The sequence below is a fragment of the Enterobacter sp. UPMP2052 genome (assembly GCF_053709675.1).
Map to the genome: position 1 here is coordinate 1,135,358 of NZ_JBSKJR010000001.1, position 16,982 is coordinate 1,152,339.

Annotated in this window: 19 protein-coding genes and 1 pseudogene; 8 read left to right on the forward strand and 12 right to left on the reverse strand. The window is 55.2% G+C overall.

Annotation, left to right across the window (positions count from 1 at the left end):
• Window positions 1-2: 2 nt before the first annotated feature.
• On the reverse strand, window positions 3-800 hold the full coding sequence (locus tag ACWKX3_RS05205; RefSeq protein ID WP_137273116.1) for a PhzF family phenazine biosynthesis protein: 798 nt from the start codon (window positions 798-800) through the stop codon (window positions 3-5).
• 175 nt (window positions 801-975) lie between these two features.
• Between ACWKX3_RS05205 and ACWKX3_RS05210 the strand changes: the two genes are divergently transcribed.
• Window positions 976-2,172 carry a sugar transporter gene (locus tag ACWKX3_RS05210; RefSeq protein ID WP_454541392.1) on the forward strand — a complete coding sequence of 399 codons (1,197 nt, stop codon included), beginning with the start codon at window positions 976-978 and terminating at the stop codon, window positions 2,170-2,172.
• A 79-nt stretch (window positions 2,173-2,251) separates the two neighbouring features.
• Here the strand turns inward: ACWKX3_RS05210 and ACWKX3_RS05215 are convergent, their stop codons facing one another.
• The 3 genes from ACWKX3_RS05215 to ACWKX3_RS05225 form a co-directional block, all read right to left on the reverse strand.
• Window positions 2,252-2,698, reverse strand: a complete 447-nt coding sequence (locus tag ACWKX3_RS05215) for a lysozyme inhibitor LprI family protein (protein ID WP_454541393.1) — start codon at window positions 2,696-2,698, stop codon at window positions 2,252-2,254.
• Window positions 2,699-2,710: 12 nt separating this feature from the next.
• Window positions 2,711-3,091, reverse strand: coding sequence for a hypothetical protein (locus tag ACWKX3_RS05220; RefSeq protein ID WP_454541394.1), 381 nt, complete (start codon window positions 3,089-3,091; stop codon window positions 2,711-2,713).
• A 267-nt stretch (window positions 3,092-3,358) separates the two neighbouring features.
• The gene (locus ACWKX3_RS05225; protein WP_006175246.1) at window positions 3,359-4,024 is read right to left on the reverse strand and encodes a MarC family NAAT transporter; all 666 of its coding nucleotides are present in this window, start codon (window positions 4,022-4,024) and stop codon (window positions 3,359-3,361) included.
• Window positions 4,025-4,279: 255 nt separating this feature from the next.
• Here ACWKX3_RS05225 and marR point away from each other — a divergent pair, with 255 nt between their 5' ends.
• Genes marR through marB form a run of 3 tightly spaced genes read left to right on the forward strand, consistent with a single transcriptional unit; the run spans window position 4,280 to window position 5,363 of the window.
• Entirely contained in the window at window positions 4,280-4,714 is a 435-nt protein-coding gene (marR, locus tag ACWKX3_RS05230) for a multiple antibiotic resistance transcriptional regulator MarR (RefSeq protein ID WP_042319808.1), read from the forward strand.
• Between the two features lie 20 nt (window positions 4,715-4,734).
• Window positions 4,735-5,115 (forward strand): MDR efflux pump AcrAB transcriptional activator MarA, encoded by a 381-nt coding sequence (gene marA, locus ACWKX3_RS05235; protein ID WP_001303241.1) that lies wholly within the window; start codon window positions 4,735-4,737, stop codon window positions 5,113-5,115.
• Window positions 5,116-5,147: 32 nt separating this feature from the next.
• The gene (gene marB, locus ACWKX3_RS05240; protein WP_058608790.1) at window positions 5,148-5,363 is read left to right on the forward strand and encodes a multiple antibiotic resistance protein MarB; all 216 of its coding nucleotides are present in this window, start codon (window positions 5,148-5,150) and stop codon (window positions 5,361-5,363) included.
• A 37-nt stretch (window positions 5,364-5,400) separates the two neighbouring features.
• Here marB and eamA read toward each other — a convergent pair whose 3' ends face one another.
• The gene (eamA, locus tag ACWKX3_RS05245) at window positions 5,401-6,300 is read right to left on the reverse strand and encodes an O-acetylserine/cysteine exporter (RefSeq protein ID WP_058608791.1); all 900 of its coding nucleotides are present in this window, start codon (window positions 6,298-6,300) and stop codon (window positions 5,401-5,403) included.
• 190 nt (window positions 6,301-6,490) lie between these two features.
• On the opposite strand from eamA, the gene ydeE reads away from it, so the two are divergent.
• Window positions 6,491-7,684, forward strand: coding sequence for an efflux MFS transporter YdeE (gene ydeE / locus ACWKX3_RS05250; RefSeq protein ID WP_454541395.1), 1,194 nt, complete (start codon window positions 6,491-6,493; stop codon window positions 7,682-7,684).
• Window positions 7,685-7,793: 109 nt separating this feature from the next.
• Here the strand turns inward: ydeE and zinT are convergent, their stop codons facing one another.
• The 3 genes from zinT to ACWKX3_RS05265 form a co-directional block, all read right to left on the reverse strand.
• Window positions 7,794-8,435 (reverse strand): metal-binding protein ZinT, encoded by a 642-nt coding sequence (gene zinT, locus ACWKX3_RS05255; protein WP_042319796.1) that lies wholly within the window; start codon window positions 8,433-8,435, stop codon window positions 7,794-7,796.
• Window positions 8,436-8,493: 58 nt separating this feature from the next.
• Window positions 8,494-9,600 carry a cobalamin-independent methionine synthase II family protein gene (locus ACWKX3_RS05260; RefSeq protein ID WP_454541396.1) on the reverse strand — a complete coding sequence of 369 codons (1,107 nt, stop codon included), beginning with the start codon at window positions 9,598-9,600 and terminating at the stop codon, window positions 8,494-8,496.
• A 155-nt stretch (window positions 9,601-9,755) separates the two neighbouring features.
• Window positions 9,756-10,169, reverse strand: coding sequence for a rhodanese-like domain-containing protein (locus tag ACWKX3_RS05265; protein WP_454541397.1), 414 nt, complete (start codon window positions 10,167-10,169; stop codon window positions 9,756-9,758).
• A 73-nt stretch (window positions 10,170-10,242) separates the two neighbouring features.
• On the opposite strand from ACWKX3_RS05265, the pseudogene ftrA reads away from it, so the two are divergent.
• Window positions 10,243-11,242, forward strand: a pseudogene (gene ftrA / locus ACWKX3_RS05270) (transcriptional regulator FtrA).
• A gap of 146 nt (window positions 11,243-11,388) precedes the next feature.
• Here the strand turns inward: ftrA and ACWKX3_RS05275 are convergent.
• Window positions 11,389-11,751 (reverse strand): hypothetical protein, encoded by a 363-nt coding sequence (locus ACWKX3_RS05275; protein WP_006175230.1) that lies wholly within the window; start codon window positions 11,749-11,751, stop codon window positions 11,389-11,391.
• 220 nt (window positions 11,752-11,971) lie between these two features.
• Between ACWKX3_RS05275 and ACWKX3_RS05280 the strand changes: the two genes are divergently transcribed.
• Window positions 11,972-12,202 (forward strand): DUF2554 family protein, encoded by a 231-nt coding sequence (locus ACWKX3_RS05280; RefSeq protein WP_058608827.1) that lies wholly within the window; start codon window positions 11,972-11,974, stop codon window positions 12,200-12,202.
• Here the strand turns inward: ACWKX3_RS05280 and ACWKX3_RS05285 are convergent, their stop codons facing one another.
• The gene (locus ACWKX3_RS05285; RefSeq protein ID WP_454541398.1) at window positions 12,203-14,164 is read right to left on the reverse strand and encodes a peptidase U32 family protein; all 1,962 of its coding nucleotides are present in this window, start codon (window positions 14,162-14,164) and stop codon (window positions 12,203-12,205) included.
• 80 nt (window positions 14,165-14,244) lie between these two features.
• The gene (locus ACWKX3_RS05290; protein ID WP_454541399.1) at window positions 14,245-14,772 is read right to left on the reverse strand and encodes a helix-turn-helix domain-containing protein; all 528 of its coding nucleotides are present in this window, start codon (window positions 14,770-14,772) and stop codon (window positions 14,245-14,247) included.
• Window positions 14,773-14,864: 92 nt separating this feature from the next.
• Between ACWKX3_RS05290 and ACWKX3_RS05295 the strand changes: the two genes are divergently transcribed.
• A complete protein-coding gene (locus ACWKX3_RS05295) occupies window positions 14,865-16,031 on the forward strand; it encodes a benzoate/H(+) symporter BenE family transporter (RefSeq protein ID WP_454541400.1) in 1,167 nt (388 codons plus the stop codon).
• Here ACWKX3_RS05295 and ACWKX3_RS05300 read toward each other — a convergent pair.
• Window positions 16,011-16,883 (reverse strand): AraC family transcriptional regulator, encoded by an 873-nt coding sequence (locus ACWKX3_RS05300; RefSeq protein ID WP_006175222.1) that lies wholly within the window; start codon window positions 16,881-16,883, stop codon window positions 16,011-16,013. The genes ACWKX3_RS05295 and ACWKX3_RS05300 overlap by 21 nt on opposite strands.
• Between the last annotated feature and the right edge of the window lie 99 nt (window positions 16,884-16,982).

Sequence of the window (16,982 nt, forward strand, 5' to 3'; positions counted from 1 at the left end):
TATCAAGACTGGCGAAGGAAAATTTTCCCTTTAAGATACAGCGTGGCCTGGCCGCTAATCAGTACGCGATCGCCGATCAGTTCACAGCGCAGATCCCCGCCACGGGCTGAAACCTGGCGAGCATTAAGCCGGGTTTTCGCCAGTTTTTCGCTCCAGTAGGGAATCAACATACAGTGGGTGGACCCCGTCACCGGATCCTCCGGCACCCCTTCCCCCGGGCAGAAAAAGCGGCTGACGAAATCGTACTGCTCACCGGGCGCGGTGACGCAAACCATCTTATCCAGCGGGAGCATCGCCGGTATGTCGGGTGTAAGTTCTTCCACCTGCTGCTGGCTGTCGAGTACCACCAGATAATCCCGCCCCAGGCGCACCTCTTTCGCCCCGCTGATGCCCAGCGCGCTGAACAGTGCTGCCGGTGGCTGGTCGACGGCCTCAGTCGACCACGCCGGGAAATTGAGCGTCAGCCAGTCGCCGTTGCGTTTAACCGTCAGGTTGCCGACAAAGCGGGTTGAAAAGGTAATTTCCGTCTGTGGGTAGTCCAGGTATTCAAAAATGACGTGGGACGCCGCCAGCGTAGCATGACCACAAAGGTTAATTTCAGACTGTGTGGTGAACCAGCGCAGCTCGAAGCCCTCGTCGGTGCGCACGAAAAACGCCGTTTCGGACTGGTTATGCTGTTGCGCCATTTTGAGCAGCGTCTCGTCCGCGAGCCACGCTTCCAGTGGACATACCGCTGCCGCGTTGCCGCCAAACGCCGTGTCGCTAAAGGCATCTACCAGATAAAAATCAATTTCCTGCATTGTCTAACCGCCTGTTATCGCTGTGCTGACCTTTATCTTCAGGGAAAACAGTGCGCTCCGCTACCGCTCTCCGCCAGTAAATTTTGCGATCTGCGTCACATAATGGTTGAGTTTTCGCCGCTGAACGCTTTAAGATCGTCTCCTCTCTTCTTCGCAACCAATCCCAGACGCTTCTATGACAACGAACACTGTTTCCCGCAAGGTCGCGTGGCTACGTGTGGTCACGCTCGCTATTGCCGCATTCATCTTTAACACCACTGAATTTGTCCCCGTGGGGCTGCTCTCTGACATTGCCCAAAGTTTCCGGATGGAAACGGCGCAGGTGGGGATCATGCTCACTATCTACGCGTGGGTGGTGGCCCTGATGTCATTGCCCTTTATGCTGCTGACCAGCCAGATGGAGCGGCGCAAGCTGTTAATCGGCCTGTTTGTGGTGTTCATCGCCAGCCATGTGCTGTCGTTTATGGCATGGAACTTCACGGTGCTGGTGATAAGCCGCGTCGGGATTGCGTTTGCGCATGCGGTGTTCTGGTCAATTACCGCCTCGCTGGCCATTCGCCTCGCCCCTGCGGGTAAACGCGCTCAGGCGTTGAGCCTGATTGCTACCGGCACCGCGCTGGCGATGGTGCTCGGGCTGCCTATCGGGCGCATCGTGGGGCAATATTTCGGCTGGCGCACGACGTTTTTCGCTATCGGCATGGGCGCGCTGATCACCCTTATCTGCCTCGTCAAGCTGCTGCCAAAACTGCCCAGCGAGCATTCCGGCTCGCTGAAAAGCCTGCCGCTGCTGATCCGCCGCCCGGCGCTGATGAGTATTTATCTGTTAACCGTGATTGTAGTGACGGCCCATTACACGGCCTACAGCTACATTGAGCCGTTTGTACAGGTCGTGGCAGGCTTTAGCGCGAACTTTGCCACCATCCTGCTGCTGATCCTGGGCGGCGCGGGCATCATCGGCAGTATTCTGTTCGGGAAGCTCGGTAATCAGCATGCGTCGACCCTGGTGAGCAGTGCGATCGGGCTGTTGCTGGCCTGTCTGCTGCTGCTCATGCCTGCGGCAGCAAGTGAAACCGACCTCGCGATCCTCAGCCTGTTCTGGGGCGTTGCCATCATGATTATCGGGCTGGGTATGCAGGTTAAGGTGCTCGCGCTGGCACCGGATGCCACCGACGTGGCGATGTCGCTGTTCTCGGGCATCTTCAACCTTGGGATCGGCGCGGGTGCGCTGGTGGGAAATCAGATCAGCCTGCACGTTTCGATGTCGGCCATCGGCTACCTGGGCGCGATCCCGGCAGCGATAGCGCTGGTGTGGTCGGTACTTATCTTCCGCAAATGGCCGGTGGCGCTGGAGGAACGGGTGAATAACGGCTAAAGCGTTTGCCGGGTGGCGCTGTGCTTACCCGGCCTACTTAACGCATTCAACCGGGTCAACACCTGCGCCAGCGGCAGAATTAATATTCAGACTCGGTATCGCCGCCTAAATATCGCACCCTTTCGTCGGTCATCTTTGTCTGGCACTGATAAATGGCGATCCGTGTTTTCAGAGGCGTGGACTCGGACGAGGCATCACTTAATTTTCCACATTTACGTGCTTTTTCAGTAATCCAGGCCGTTTGTTCTTTTTTCATGGATGCACGCACTGACTCAGGCATACCTTTCCAGATATCGTTCAAATGGCGATCGCTGTCTGAATAATAATATGCAGATGTGCTGAGTTTATTCTTAAGGTCCGCGTTTTCAAGATCATCCTTGTTTAAGGCAAACAGCGAAATATTAAACAAGGCTTCAGCAATATAGTCCGAATCAGTATATTCATATGACACGGCAATATCTTTATTATTATCCGCCAACGCTATTGAATAATTGTAATTCTCCCACTGAACGCGATCGTTCAGCACCTTCCCTTTGCCTCAGCTGATACTCCCGACCTTATCAGGGAACGTCGTCATCACGCTAAGGAGTTCTGGCGGTAATGTCAGTGAGATTTTGGCCGTGCACTGGCGTGACAAATCTTCACTTTTAAAGGTTTTGGTTGTGACATTTTCCATGACAATGGCGATCTGATTGGCCTTGTCGAGATAGTTTTTCAGGGGCTTGCCATAGAATTTTTGCGGAGACGTCAGGTACGCTTCCTGTAGTTTGCTGATGGCATCATTTCGAATTTTTGCCTGAAGCGCGGCGACGGAATCTTCGCGACCACATTTGAATTCAGGTGTAGAGTCGAACAATCCGGCGGTCGCATTTAATGAGAACAGTAATGTACTTAAAGCAATTAATGACAATTTACGCATGACAGATTCCAGAGATGAAATAATTGGCGTACGTTACTTTAACGGCTAATTAGCGACAAGTATCTGGAATCGGTTTTGGATGAAAAAAGGACGCAAAATATCACTTTTCAGAATCGATTTATATTCAAGAAATTTATCCTTTATAGAATAGTCTCTCGTTTACGCGGGCAAAAACAACGGCAACCTGGGTTGCCGTTGTGTGTTTTGCTCCATCTTCTGCGAAGGAGGCCTGATGCGAGGGCATCATACAGCGCCCTTAAAGGCTGCTCAGTGGTAGGTTTTAATAATTTCCAGCACGCCGTTAATAATAAACTGCACGCCCATACACACCAGCAGGAAGCCCATCAGCCGCGAGATGGCTTCTATCCCGCCCTTGCCTACCCAGCGCATAATCGCCCCTGAACTGCGCAGAGAGGCCCATACGATAATGCCGATCAGCGCGAAGATCAGCGGTGGTGCAACGGTAATCACCCAGTCCGGAAAAGTGGACCCGTCGCGCACCGTTGAGGCGGAGCTGATGATCATCGCAATGGTCCCCGGGCCCGCCGTGCTCGGCATGGCTAAGGGAACGAAGGCGATGTTAGTCGACGATTCGTTTTCCATCTCTTCGGATTTACTTTTAGCTTCCGGTGACTCGTGCGCTTTCTGCGCCGGGAACAGCATCCTGAAGCCGATAAACGCCACAATCAGCCCACCCGCAATCCGCAGACCGGGGATGGAGATCCCGAAGGTGTTCATCACCAGCTGCCCGGCATAATAGGCCACCATCATGATGGCAAACACGTACACCGAGGCCATCATCGACTGACGATTGCGCTCGGCGCTGTTCATGTTCCCTGCCAGCCCCAAAAAGAGCGCAACCGTGGTCAGTGGGTTAGCCAGCGGCAGCAACACCACCAGCCCAAGACCAATTGCTTTAATCAAATCCACCATAATGCGTCGCTGTCCTTATCCATTGTCAACACCGCAAGTATAGGGTGAAACCCACTCGCGGAGCCACGGATACAACGTAAGGATTATTTGCGTACAGAAAAATAACCCTGCGTTATGTAATTGATATAAAAGCGTTCAAAAAAAGTTCATGAAACGTTTTAGCAATTCGTGGCATCGGCTGATTCATTCAGTTGACTTATACTTGCCTGAGCAATAATATCTGCCGTGACTAAACTACTTGCCAGGGCAACCATCGTGAAAAGCACCAGTGACCTCTTTAACGACATAATTCCACTGGGTCGTCTTATTCACATGGTGAATCAGAAGAAAGATCGCCTGCTCAATGACTATCTCTCTCCGCTGGATATCACCGCAACACAGTTCAAAGTGCTGTGTTCCATTCGCTGCGAAGTGTGTATCACGCCGGTTGAGCTGAAGAAGGTGCTCTCTGTCGATCTCGGTGCGTTAACCCGCATGCTGGATCGCCTGGTCTGCAAGGGGTGGATAGAACGTAGCCCTAACCCGAATGACAAACGTGGCGTACTGGTGAAACTCACCAGCGACGGCGCGGAGATGTGTGAGCAATGTCATCAATTAGTAGGACTAACACTGCACCAGGAACTAACAAAAAACTTAACGGCAGATGAAGTGGCAACACTTGAGCTTTTGCTTAAGAAAATACTGCCGTAATACAGAAAAGAGGTATGACGATGTCCAGACGCAATACTGACGCTATCACCATTCATAGCATTTTGGACTGGATCGAAGATAACCTGGAATCGCCGCTCTCCCTTGAAAAGGTGTCAGAGCGTTCAGGTTACTCAAAATGGCACCTGCAACGGATGTTCAAAAAAGAGACCGGTCATTCATTAGGTCAATACATTCGTAGCCGCAAGCTGACGGAAATTGCCCAAAAGCTAAAAGAAAGCAATGAACCGATCCTTTATCTGGCGGAGCGTTACGGCTTTGAGTCACAGCAAACCCTGACGCGGACGTTTAAGAACTATTTCGACGTGCCGCCTCATAAGTATCGTATTACCAGTATGCCGGGTGAATCCCGTTATCTGTATCCACTTAAACATTGCAGTTAATCATCGCCTGTAAAGACGTAACCGAGGAAATCATGAAATTCACCGCCTCCGCCGCCCTCGCCCTGCTGGCGCTTGTTTCCAGCCAGGCCTTCGCGGAGCAAACACACTGTGCAACGCAGCAAAACAGTTGTAACACGATAGTTTTGCCGTCAGCACATGACCAGTCTCCCTATGATTTTAACCATATGGGCGCTGGCAGCGACAAATCCGACGAATTAGGCGTGCCGTACTACAACCACGACCTCTGATTCGTTTTTGCCCCGCAGATGCGGGGCTTTTTTTTGCCTATCCCCTTGCCCGCCTCATTCGCATGACGCGCAAACCAAAGACGTTGATATACAGACCTGCCATAATCAGCACCGCGCCAAACAGCTGCAATGCGCTCAGTTCTTCATCCAGCAGGATGGCCGCGCTGGCAAGCCCGACCACCGGCACGAGCAAGGATAACGGCGCCACGCGCCACGTTTCGTAGCGGCCCAGCAGCGATCCCCAGATGCCATACCCGACAATGGTCGCGATAAACGCCAGATAGATAAGCGACAAAATGGTGGTGAGATCAATCTCAACCAGGCTGTTAAGCATCAGCTGTGGTCCGTCCAGAACAAACGACGCGGCCATGAAGGGTATGATGGGAATTAAGGCGCTCCAGACCACCAGCGACATCACTGGCGGACGCGCATCATGCTGCATGATCAGCTTGTTAAATATGTTTCCGCACGCCCAGCTTAGCCCCGCCGCCAGCGTCAGCATAAAGCCCAGCAGCGCAACGTGCTGGCCGTTGAGGCTGGCTTCAATCAGCACCAGCACGCCAAACACCGCGAGGGTAATCCCCGCCAGCTGTTTCCCCTGCAAACGTTCGCCAAAGACAAACGCCCCGAGAATGATGGTAAAGAACGCCTGCGCCTGCAGCACCAGCGAGGCCAGCCCGGCGGGCATACCGAATTTAATGGCGCAAAACAGAAAGGCAAACTGACCAAAGCTAATCGTCAGGCCATAGCCGAGCAGCAGTCTGAAGGGGATTTTCGGGCGGGCGACAAAAAAGAGCGCCGGAAACGCCACCAGCAGAAAACGCAACCCTGCCAACATTAGCGGGGGCATGTTATGCAGGCCCATTTTGATGACCACAAAATTGAGGCCCCACACCACAACCACCAGCAACGCCAGCAGTCCGTCTTTACGCGTCATACCCTGCCCCTGATTATTAAATTTTTGTAAACACTTCAAGGTAGCGAAAAAACAGCGGGAGGAAAAGATCATTAATTCTGGCAGTCAGACGCGGCACTTACGGATAAATCAGGCGCTATACAATCCCCCGCATGTCGTGATACTCCTGAATGCACACAACAATAAGATTAAGCAATTGTCGGGCAGGCATATGAAATCCTCACTCAGGCGCTCCACCGCAGCGTTACTGGCATCGTCACTGTTATTAACCATCGGTCGTGGGGCAACCTTGCCGTTTATGACCATCTATCTCACGCGCGTCTACAGCATGAGCGTGGAGAATATTGGCTATGCATTGACGGTGGCGCTGACCATTGGCGTGGTGTTCAGCCTCGGGTTTGGCATTCTGGCCGATAAGTTTGACAAGAAACGCTACATGCTTATCTCCATCGCGGCGTTTATCGCAGGTTTTGTGGCGATCCCGCTGGTGGATAATGTCACGCTGGTGGTACTGTTCTTCGCTCTCATCAACTGCGCCTACTCGGTTTTCTCCACGGTGTTAAAGGCCTGGTTCGCCGATGTACTGACCTCCAGCGAAAAAGCGCGCGTTTTCTCACTGAACTACAGCTTTCTGAATATCGGCTGGACCATCGGGCCACCGATCGGCACGCTGCTGGTCATGTACAGCCTGCAACTGCCGTTCTGGCTGGCGGCGTTCTGCGCCGCGCTGCCGCTGGGCTTTATCCATTTCTGGGTGCAGAAAAGCGTCGCCATGGATATAGCGCAGGAGACCACGCCCTGGCAGCCTTCCGTGCTGCTCAAAGACCGCGCCCTTTTCTGGTTCACGCTCTCCGGGCTGCTCGCCTCGTACGTGGGTGGCTCCTTTGCCAGCTGCATTTCACAATATGTTCTGGCGGCGAATGACGACAGCGATTTCGCCCAAAAGGTGGTCGCCGTGGTGCTGCCGGTTAACGCCGCCGTGGTGGTGACGCTGCAGTATGCGCTCGGGCGCAAAATCACTGCCCGCAACATTCGGCCATTGATGACCGTTGCGACGCTGTTCTTCATTCTGGGGCTGGGTGGGTTTATGTTCTCCGGCGAGAATCTGATTTACTGGGGCATCGCCGCGGCGATCTTTACCCTGGGGGAGATTATTTATGCGCCTGGTGAATATATGTTGATCGACAACATCGCCCCGCCGGGGATGAAAGCGAGCTATTTCTCCGCGCAGGCGCTCGGCTGGCTGGGCGCTGCGGCAAACCCGATGATCACCGGGATCATCCTCACCCATTTACCGCACTGGTCGCTGTTTGCGATTATGATGGCGGCAATTGTTGTGGCGTGGCTGATGATATTGCGCGGGATGCGCGTGAAGGCGTGGTGTGAAACGCCCAACGTGGCCTGAGAGGTTTAACAGCCGGGTGGCGCTCCGCGTACCCGGCCTACATTCACGTCGTTGTAGGCCGGGTAAGGCGAAGCCGCCACCCGGCAAAATCAACAGTAAACGCAACAGCTTAGTGGTGCAGCATCTCGTCTACAACCTGCTCTTTGTACATCTCGTTAGGATAGTAGGTCGGCCAGTTATCCATCTCTTTCAGCAGCGCGTCGTGTGAGGTATTCCCCATAAAGATATGGAAGTGCGCAGAGGCTTTCGGCGCGATGGTGTGGTCACTGAACTGCACGAATTTCGGTGCCTTGCTGCTGGCGTCCTTACACTCGAACAGATAACGCACCCCTTTTTTACCTGAGGTGTAGGTCAAAATTTTGTAGCCACTGTAGTCATAATGGCAACGGCTGACCTCTTTGCCCTTATGGAATTCCATCACGTTATCTTCGATGCCGATGGTGTCGACGTCGGTCGCATAGCCGGTGCGGTAGTAGGCTTTCACTTCATCAAAGGATTTGCTTTTGTCTTTTTCCGCTTTCTTTTTGAAAACCGGATCCAGCGAGCCGTCGAGTAAGAAAGGATAGACCGACTGCCAGACGCCGTCCCAGTCGGACAGTTTTCTGTCCTTAACGTCTTTGTCTTCAAAAACGCCGTTTGCCGCTTTCTGCTCCGCTTCCGTCATCTGGTGACCGTGCGAATGCGCAAACAGCTGGCCGCTGACCAGCAGGGCCCCCAGAGTCATTGCAAATTTTCCAATATGTGCAGCCACAACAAAACCCTCACTCCGTGTTATAAGAGTGAGGTATGTTATATTATAACATTTCAGATCACAACCAGACTTCGCTGGCGATTTGCGTGACCAGCCGTACTTTGTCCCACTGCTGATCTTCACTCAGGCTGTTGCCCTCTTCCGTGGAGGCAAAACCGCACTGCGGGCTGAGGCAAATTTGCGCTTTGGCGACGTACTGCGACGCCTCTTCCAGACGCGCTTTAACGCCCTCCGGGTTTTCCAGCTCGCCGTTTTTAGTGGTAATAAGCCCCAGCACCACCTGCTGTTTGCCGGGACGCACAAATCGTAATGGCGCGAAATCACCGCTGCGGTCGTTATCGTATTCCAGGAAGAAGGCATCGACGTTGACGGTGCCGAACAGGGTTTCCGCCACCGGTTCATAGCCCCCTTCGGAGATCCACGTCGAGCGGAAGTTACCGCGACAGACATGCAGACCAATGGTCAGATCGTCCGGCTTGCCTTCCAGCGCCTTGTTCAGCACGCGCGCATAGATACGCGCCAGTTCGTCGGGATCATCCCCGCGCTCGCGGATCTGCCGGCGCTGGTCGTCTGAACAGAGATACGCCCAGACGGTGTCATCCAGCTGCAGATAGCGGCATCCCGCCTCGTAAAACGTGTGGATCGCATCGCGCCAGGTGGTCGCCAGGTCATCAAAATAGACGTCGAGATCCGGATAAACCGTCGCATCGATATCTTTGCGACCGCCCCTGAAGTGCAGCACGCTCGGGCTTGGGATAGTCATCTTCGGCTGCGCGTTGCCGCTGATGCTTTTCAGATAACGGAAATCTTCCAGCATAGGATGGTCGCCAAAGCCGAGCTTGCCGGTCACGCGAACCCCGTGAGCTTTGGTCTGCACGCCGTTAAACTGAATGCCCTGCTGCGAATCGTAGCGCTCAACGCCCTGCAAACCGTCGAAGAAATCGAAGTGCCACCAGGCCCGACGAAATTCGCCGTCGGTGACAACATGCAGGCCGCAGGCGCACTGTTGTTCGACAACATGGCGGATGGCCTCATCTTCCACTGCCCGCAGCTGCCCGGCGTCAATTTCACCCCGGGCGAACTGCACGCGAGCCTGTTTGATGGCGTCCGGACGTAAGAAACTGCCGACTACGTCGGCGCGGTATGGGGCGTGTTGTCGCTGCATGGCAATCTCCTTTGGCTGTCGGCGATAGTTGCCGACAGTGATAATTCAGTATTTGAATTTTAGACTTCTGGATGTCTAAATGTCCAAAAAAGATGCCATACCTGCCGCCCGGCGACAACTGAGAAAATTTCACGGGCGATGAAATAAATTCATCATCACCGCCCGACAGGGGAATGTTGCGCCGCAAATTCGAACTGTTCGTACTCCCAGCCAGTGATGCCACCGATCATGATTTTAACCGGCCGACCCAGGCGCGCCAGCTGCAGCGCCGCTCTGTCCGCCCCGTTACAGTGCGGGCCAGCGCAGTAAACCACGAACAGCGTTCCGGCCGGCCAGTGCGCCATGCGCTCTTCGGTCATCTGCCGCCAGGGCAAGTGCAGCGCACCGGGTATGTGACGGCGGGCAAACTGCTCAGCACTGCCGACGACGTGCAGCAGCACAAAGTCCTGCTCATGGTTGTTTAGCGCATGATGGACGTCCGCGCAGTCCGTCTCGACGCTCAGCCGGCGCAGAAAGTGTGCCGCAGCGTCCTGCGCCCCGGCAGCCGGAAATTCAGTAACATAGCTCATGACCCTTCCTCATTGTTGGCGTTTGTGTTACCACTACTTTATTGAATAATTCAGCCAGTGAATGCCCCCGTTTATGCCAGAAAACAGCCAAAAGATGACAACCTTACGTCAGCAAACCGGCCCCCGCGTCGTCGTCCTGGCCTACGACGGGTTATGCACCTTTGAGTTCGGCGTGGCGGTGGAGATTTTTGGCCTCCCGCGCCCGGAGATGGGCGAATCCTGGTATCGGTTTGCCGTTGCGGGCGTTGACGAGGGTGAACTGCGGGCCACGGGTGGGATACGGATCGTGACGGATGGCAATCTGAGCCTGCTTGATGACGCCGACCTGGTCATCATTCCCGGCTGGCGTGGCGTGGATGAGCCGGTTCCACCGGCGCTGCGTCAGGCACTGCGCGTGGCGAACGCCCGCGGCTGCCAGGTGCTTACCATCTGCTCCGGCGTCTTTGTTCTGGCGGCAACCGGCCTGCTCGACGGGCGAAAAGCCACCACCCACTGGCGCTACATCGACACGCTGAAAACGCGCTTTCCGGCGATAAACGTGGTTGAAGATGTGCTGTATCAGGATGAGGGGGATATGTTGACCTCCGCGGGCAGCGCGGCAGGTATTGATTTATGTCTGCATGTGGTGCGCCGGGATTACGGCGTCGAGGCGGCCAACCGGGTGGCGCGCCGGCTGGTTATTCCCCCGCACCGGGACGGTTCGCAGACGCAGCAGCCCAACCACCCGGTCGCCCGGCTGCGTGAGAGCAAACGCCTTGGTCAGCTGTTTGATTATCTCCATCAGCACCTGAGTTCACCGCACACGGTTGACGCGCTGGCGCAGCGGGTTGGCATGAGCCAGCGAACATTCCTGCGGCGCTTCCAGGATGCCACCGGCACGACGCCCACGCGCTGGCTGCTGAATGCGCCTGATGCAGGCGAAGGCGTTTCTGGAACACAGCCGCTTAAGCGTCGAGAGCATTGCAGAGCAGACGGGATTCGGCCAGGCAAGCACGCTTCGTCACCACTTCCGCCTGCAGTTTTCGCAAACACCGGCCCAGTACCGTAAAGCCTGTGTGCTAAAAGCCCGGTAAAACGGCAAAAAAAAACCGCCATAATCTGGCGGTAAATGCTTGCATGGATAGATTTGTATTTTGGTCTCTACGTCCCGACACATCAGGCCGGGCTGCGGAACACCCAAACTCTACCATCCACTGATTCAACAGAGGCTAAACAACATTTAGCCTGGCTGCGTATTAATTTGCAGATAACGCATCAGCCCCACCGTTGCACTCTGTTTTGCCTCATCATTGATAGCTTCGAGATAAAACGGACGTGAAACCCCGTACGGTGCACGGTCGGCTGGATACACGGCAAACTGGAACGTTTTACCGCTAGCCTGGGTGGTGCAACCTAATTCCCAGTATTGATCGTTCTTTTTTGTACTATTACAGGCGACCCGGCCCACGTCGCTGGTCAAATAGGAACTTACGCGTGTTTCTGCAGACTGAATATATTCGGGTTTGTCATCCCAGGAATAGCTCACACAGGCCGTAACGCCCAGCGCAATGACAAGTAGCGCAACACCTAATACCTTACCCATTAAATCGTACCCATTCCTTAGTCAGAAGATTCTTATTATATATCAAAAACCGATAAATCTAAGTGATGATTACACACCATAAATGGCAGTGACATTTTGCCCATTAATTGCTCTGACCAGACATAAATTGACGTTTGCTTTGCGCTTATTTGAATAATCGAATAATAACCTGAGGGAATTATCTGCATTATAGCGGCAAATGTTATTTAGTGGTGAAGATATGTTGAAGCAAGGGTTATCTATTGTAATGCTTGTGTGCGCACTGTTTTCAGGCCAGGTGATGGCCGGACATAAAGGGCATGAATATTTGTGGGTCAGGACGGTCGATCACCAGCTTCGTCATGAGGCGGACAGTGATGAGCTTAGAGCGGTTGCGGAGGAGTCAGCGGAAGGTCTGCGCGAACACCATTCCTGGCAGAAGTCGCGCAAACCGGAGACCTATTTTCGCTAGTTAGCTTTTGCGTTTTGGCAGGGTTTTCATCAGCTCGTCAGGGCTGACGGAGGCCACAATGCTGCCCGGCTGCGGCATTTTGAAGATGTGATTTTTCATTTTGCCAATGACGTGCATTTCACACGGGCGGCAGTCAAATTTCAGGGTTAACACCTCGTCCCCGTTGACCAGCTGCATCGGCGTGGCTTTCCAGCTTTTGATATTGCCTTTTGCCTGTTTCGGGCAGAGGTTAAAGGCGAAGCGCAGACAATGTTTGGTGATCATCACCGGGACATCGCCTTTCTCTTCATGCGCCTCGTACGCCGCGTCGATCAGCTGCACGCCGTGGCGATGGTAAAACGCCCGCGCTTTGTGGTTGTAAACGTTCGCCAGGAAGGATAAATGGGTGTCAGGGTAAACGGGTGCAGGCACGGTTTCTGCTTTACGGCTGCCGCGCGGGTACTGGGCCAGGCGCGCCGCGTCCAGCATGTCTGCCGTTTCACGGCGGAACTGGTTTAACAGGCTGTTCGGGACAAACAGCGCGTCCGCCAGTTTCACGTCGATGTTGCGGGCGTAGTACAGCGTCTGCCCCAGTTTCGCCACGCCATCCTTCAGGTTGTTCAGCGCTTTTTCCGGATTGGTCGCGACGTCAAATATGCCGTCGAGGGTATGCGTAACGCTAATACCGTCCTCACAGGTCATGGTCAGGATCAGCTGCTCTTCCCAGCCTCCCAGCTCAATATCGACCGCAATACGGCGCTCGCTGGAGGTTTTCAGCAGCGCCTGCTGCCAGTTGTGATCGAGGTTACGATTGAGCGCAGCATGGGGACGCGCTTTGTAGAGATCGGCAGGCATTTCGTTTGGCCAGACGCGATAGCGGTTTTCCCCGGTCTTCTCCACCGTGTTGGCGCGGAATCCCACCACGTCACGTTTAATCATCACGTTCAGGCCATCGCCGTTTGCCAGCGGCTCGGTCACTTCCACATCCAGATAGTCTTTCGCGACTTTCAGCACTTCGCCAACCTGCAGGCCGACAAACTTCGGTGAATCGAACGCGCCAATATCCCCTTTACGCGCGTTCACGAAGTAGTCCGTGCTGCCGCGGTGGAAGGTTTTATCCGTGGACGGGATAAAGAAATGCTCTGTCCGCCCCGCCGACGCGCGCGCCAGATCCCCGCGATCGTCGATGATCGCATCCAGCATCTGGCGGTAATGCGCGGTGATGTTCTTCACGTAGCTCATGTCTTTGTAGCGCCCCTCAATCTTGAAGGAGCGCACGCCTGCGTCGATCAGCGCACCAAGGTTGGCCGTCTGATCGTTGTCTTTCATCGACAGCAGGTGTTTTTCGAACGCGACGACGCGGCCCTGATCGTCTTTCAGGGTATACGGCAGACGGCAGGCCTGCGAGCAGTCTCCGCGGTTGGCGCTACGCCCGGTCTGGGCGTGAGAAATGTTGCACTGACCGGAGTAGGCAACGCACAGCGCGCCGTGAATGAAGAACTCAATCGTCGCATCCGTTGCCTGGTGAATATCGCGGATCTGGTTCAGGTTCAGCTCTCGCGCCAGAACGATTTGCGAAAAACCGACGTCAGAGAGGAACTTCGCTTTTTCCACGGTACGGATATCGCACTGGGTGCTGGCATGAAGCTCAATCGGTGGGATGTCCAGCTCCAGTACGCCCATGTCCTGAACGATCAGGGCATCTACGCCCGTTTCGTACAGGTCGGTGATCAGACGCTGCGCAGGCTCCAGCTCATCATCATGAAGAATGGTGTTCAGGGTCACAAACACCTTTGCGCCGTAGCGGTGGGCGAACGGCACCAGACCGGCAATATCGCTCAGGCTGTTGCTGGCGTTATGGCGGGCACCAAAGCCCGGGCCGCCAATGTAGACGGCATCGGCACCGTGAAGGATCGCTTCACGGGCGATGGCGGCGTCGCGGGCCGGGCTTAACAGTTCAAGATGATGGGAGTGCAGGCGCATACTTCGTCGTTATCCGTTATGGTCAAAATGGCGGCTATTGTAGTCAGAACTCTGCGCCAACGGAACCATTTTGCGTACCCTCAACGGGGATAATGGATCAGCGAATGAAAATGCACGGTGCGGGTGCCGCTGTTGCGGTAGGCGTGCGGTTTGTCGCCCGCAAAACGGACCCCGGAATCGGCGACGATCGTGCGCCACACACCGTCGATGTTCATCTCCAGCTCGCCGCTTATCACCACCACATGTTCAATCACCCCGACCTCGTGGGGCGTGGATTCGCTCAGGGCACCCGGTGCCAGCGTTATGGAGAAATGGTCAAACTTTAATGCCTCATCCCAGGGAAACAGCGGTTTCACTACCATCGCCTGCTGCTGAGGGTCGTAAACCGCCGGGGATTCAGCCTCTGGCGTAATGAATGCCGAAAACGGCACGTTCAGGCCGGTGGCAATCTTCCACAGCGTCGAGACCGTCGGGCTGGATTCGTTGCGTTCAATCTGCCCCAGCATCGCTTTTGAGACGCCGGTCTTTTCCGCCAGCATCGATAAACTCCATCCGCGCGCCTGGCGTAGCGCCTTCAACGTGGATGCAAGGTGTTGTGTCATGTCCATAGTCCCTCCGTTACCGGATAGCATACCACTTGTGCGCTATAACGCACAGTGATACCGTATATCGGACGTTATAACGCACAACGGAGTTTTTTATGCGCAGTCCCTCTCCTCTCTTCCCAGCCATACTGGCCGGGTTCGTTGCCGTACTGGTCGGGTACGCCAGCTCGGCGGCCATCATCTGGCAGGCTGCCGCTGCTGCGGGTGCCAGCGCGCAGCAGATTGCCGGCTGGATGACTGCCCTCGGGATTGGCATGGGGATCAGCACTTTCGCGTTGTCGTGGTGGTACAAAGCGCCGGTGCTGACGGCCTGGTCAACGCCCGGCGCGGCGCTGCTGGCCACCAGCCTGCACGGCGTCACGCTTTCGGAAACCATCGGCGTTTTTATCTTTGCCAATGCGCTGATCCTGTTGTGCGGTGCGACCGGGCTGTTTGCACGCCTGATGCAGTTGATCCCCCATTCACTCGCCGCGGCTATGCTGGCCGGGGTATTACTGCATTTTGGCCTGCAGGCTTTCAGCCATCTTGACGGTCATCTTCTGCTCTGCGGCAGTATGCTGCTCGCCTGGCTGGTCGCGAAAGCCCTTGCGCCGCGCTATGCCATCGTCGCAACTTTACTCACCGGCATCGCAGCGGCATGGGCCGGAGGTGACATTGTCACAAATAAGATTGTTCTCTCTTTCGTCATGCCTGAGTTTGTGGCGCCGACCTTCTCTTTTAGCAGCGTAATGAGCATTGGGTTACCCTTCTTCCTCGTTACCATGGCCTCACAAAACGCCCCCGGTTTTGCCACCATGAAGGCGTCCGGGTATCCGCTGGCAGTATCACCGCTGATGATTTTTACCGGCGGACTGGCCCTGCTGCTTTCGCCCTTCGGCGTGTTTTCGATCTGTATCGCCGCCATTACCGCGGCCATCTGCCAAAGCCCGGATGCACACCCGGACGCCGGTAAACGCTGGATAGCGGCCGCCGCCGCAGGGGTGTTTTACCTGCTGGCCGGTCTGTTTGGCGGCTCCATCACCGGGTTGATGGCTGCCCTGCCGTTGAGCTGGATCCAGACGCTGGCCGGGCTGGCGCTGCTCAGCACTATCAGCGGCAGCCTTTACCAGGCGTTGCACAACGAAACGGAGCGGGACGCAGCCATTATCACCTTTCTGGTGACCGCCAGCGGCGTAACGATGATGGGGATTGGTTCGGCGTTCTGGGGGCTTATTCTGGGCGGACTGTGCTACGGCGTGTTTTCACACCTTCGTCGCGCGTAACTGTGACGGGGTGACGCCCAGCACGCTGCGAAAGCGGTTGCTGAAATGGCTGGCGGAGTTAAATCCGCAGGCCATCGCGATATCAGTGAGCGGCATGGCGGTGTGCTGGATCAGCGCTTTGGCCTTTTCCATCCGCCGGTGCATGACGTACTGGTGCGGGGCTTGCCCCATAGACTGGCGGAACATCCTGGCGAAATGATATTCGCTCAGCGCCGCCTGGCTTGCTAGATCCGCCAGGGTCAGCGGCTGCGCGAGGTTTTCCTCGATAAACGCCACCACGTTGCGCAGTACAAACGGCGATAGCCCGCCGGTCACCACCGGCAGTTTCCACTGCACGTTGGCGTAATTCTGCAAAAGATGGGTCAGCAGCAGCGTTGACGCCGTGCTCAGGGTGAGCTGATTGGCTTTTTGCTGCCAGTCGCAGCCGAGCAAAAACTGCCGGTACAGGGCGGTAATTTTTGGGTCGCTGCCGAAGATTTTTTCGTCCAGCGTGAGCGACAGAGGCCGTTTGTCCCAGATCTTCTCCCCGACGTCCCGTAAATGTTCGTCGGTACAGTAGAGATGCACAAACGACAGGTCATCGCGGATATCCCAGGTCGATTCGCTCTCTTTGGGCATCAGGCAAAAACGATCGGGGCCGCCGCCGTTCTTCCAGCCGCCCGGCGTTTTTTGGTAACTCTCGTAACCGTCCGCCACGTACAGGCTCAGCGTATGGTGGTTACTTTTAACGGTGATCGTATCGTGCTTGTTGTACCACGCCGCCAGCTGAATGCCGGAGTTGAGCGCCACGGTTTCCCGAAGCACCGCGTTCTGCTGGCGTAGCGTTTCAAAGGTGTCGTAAGCGTGAGACATGGCCGTTAACAGGTGATTAATCAGAGTGTCAGTCTAAGAAGTGTTGCAGCCACTTGCCAGATCCCGGCGGATAAAAAAGCGCAAGAATTTGCAAGTCCT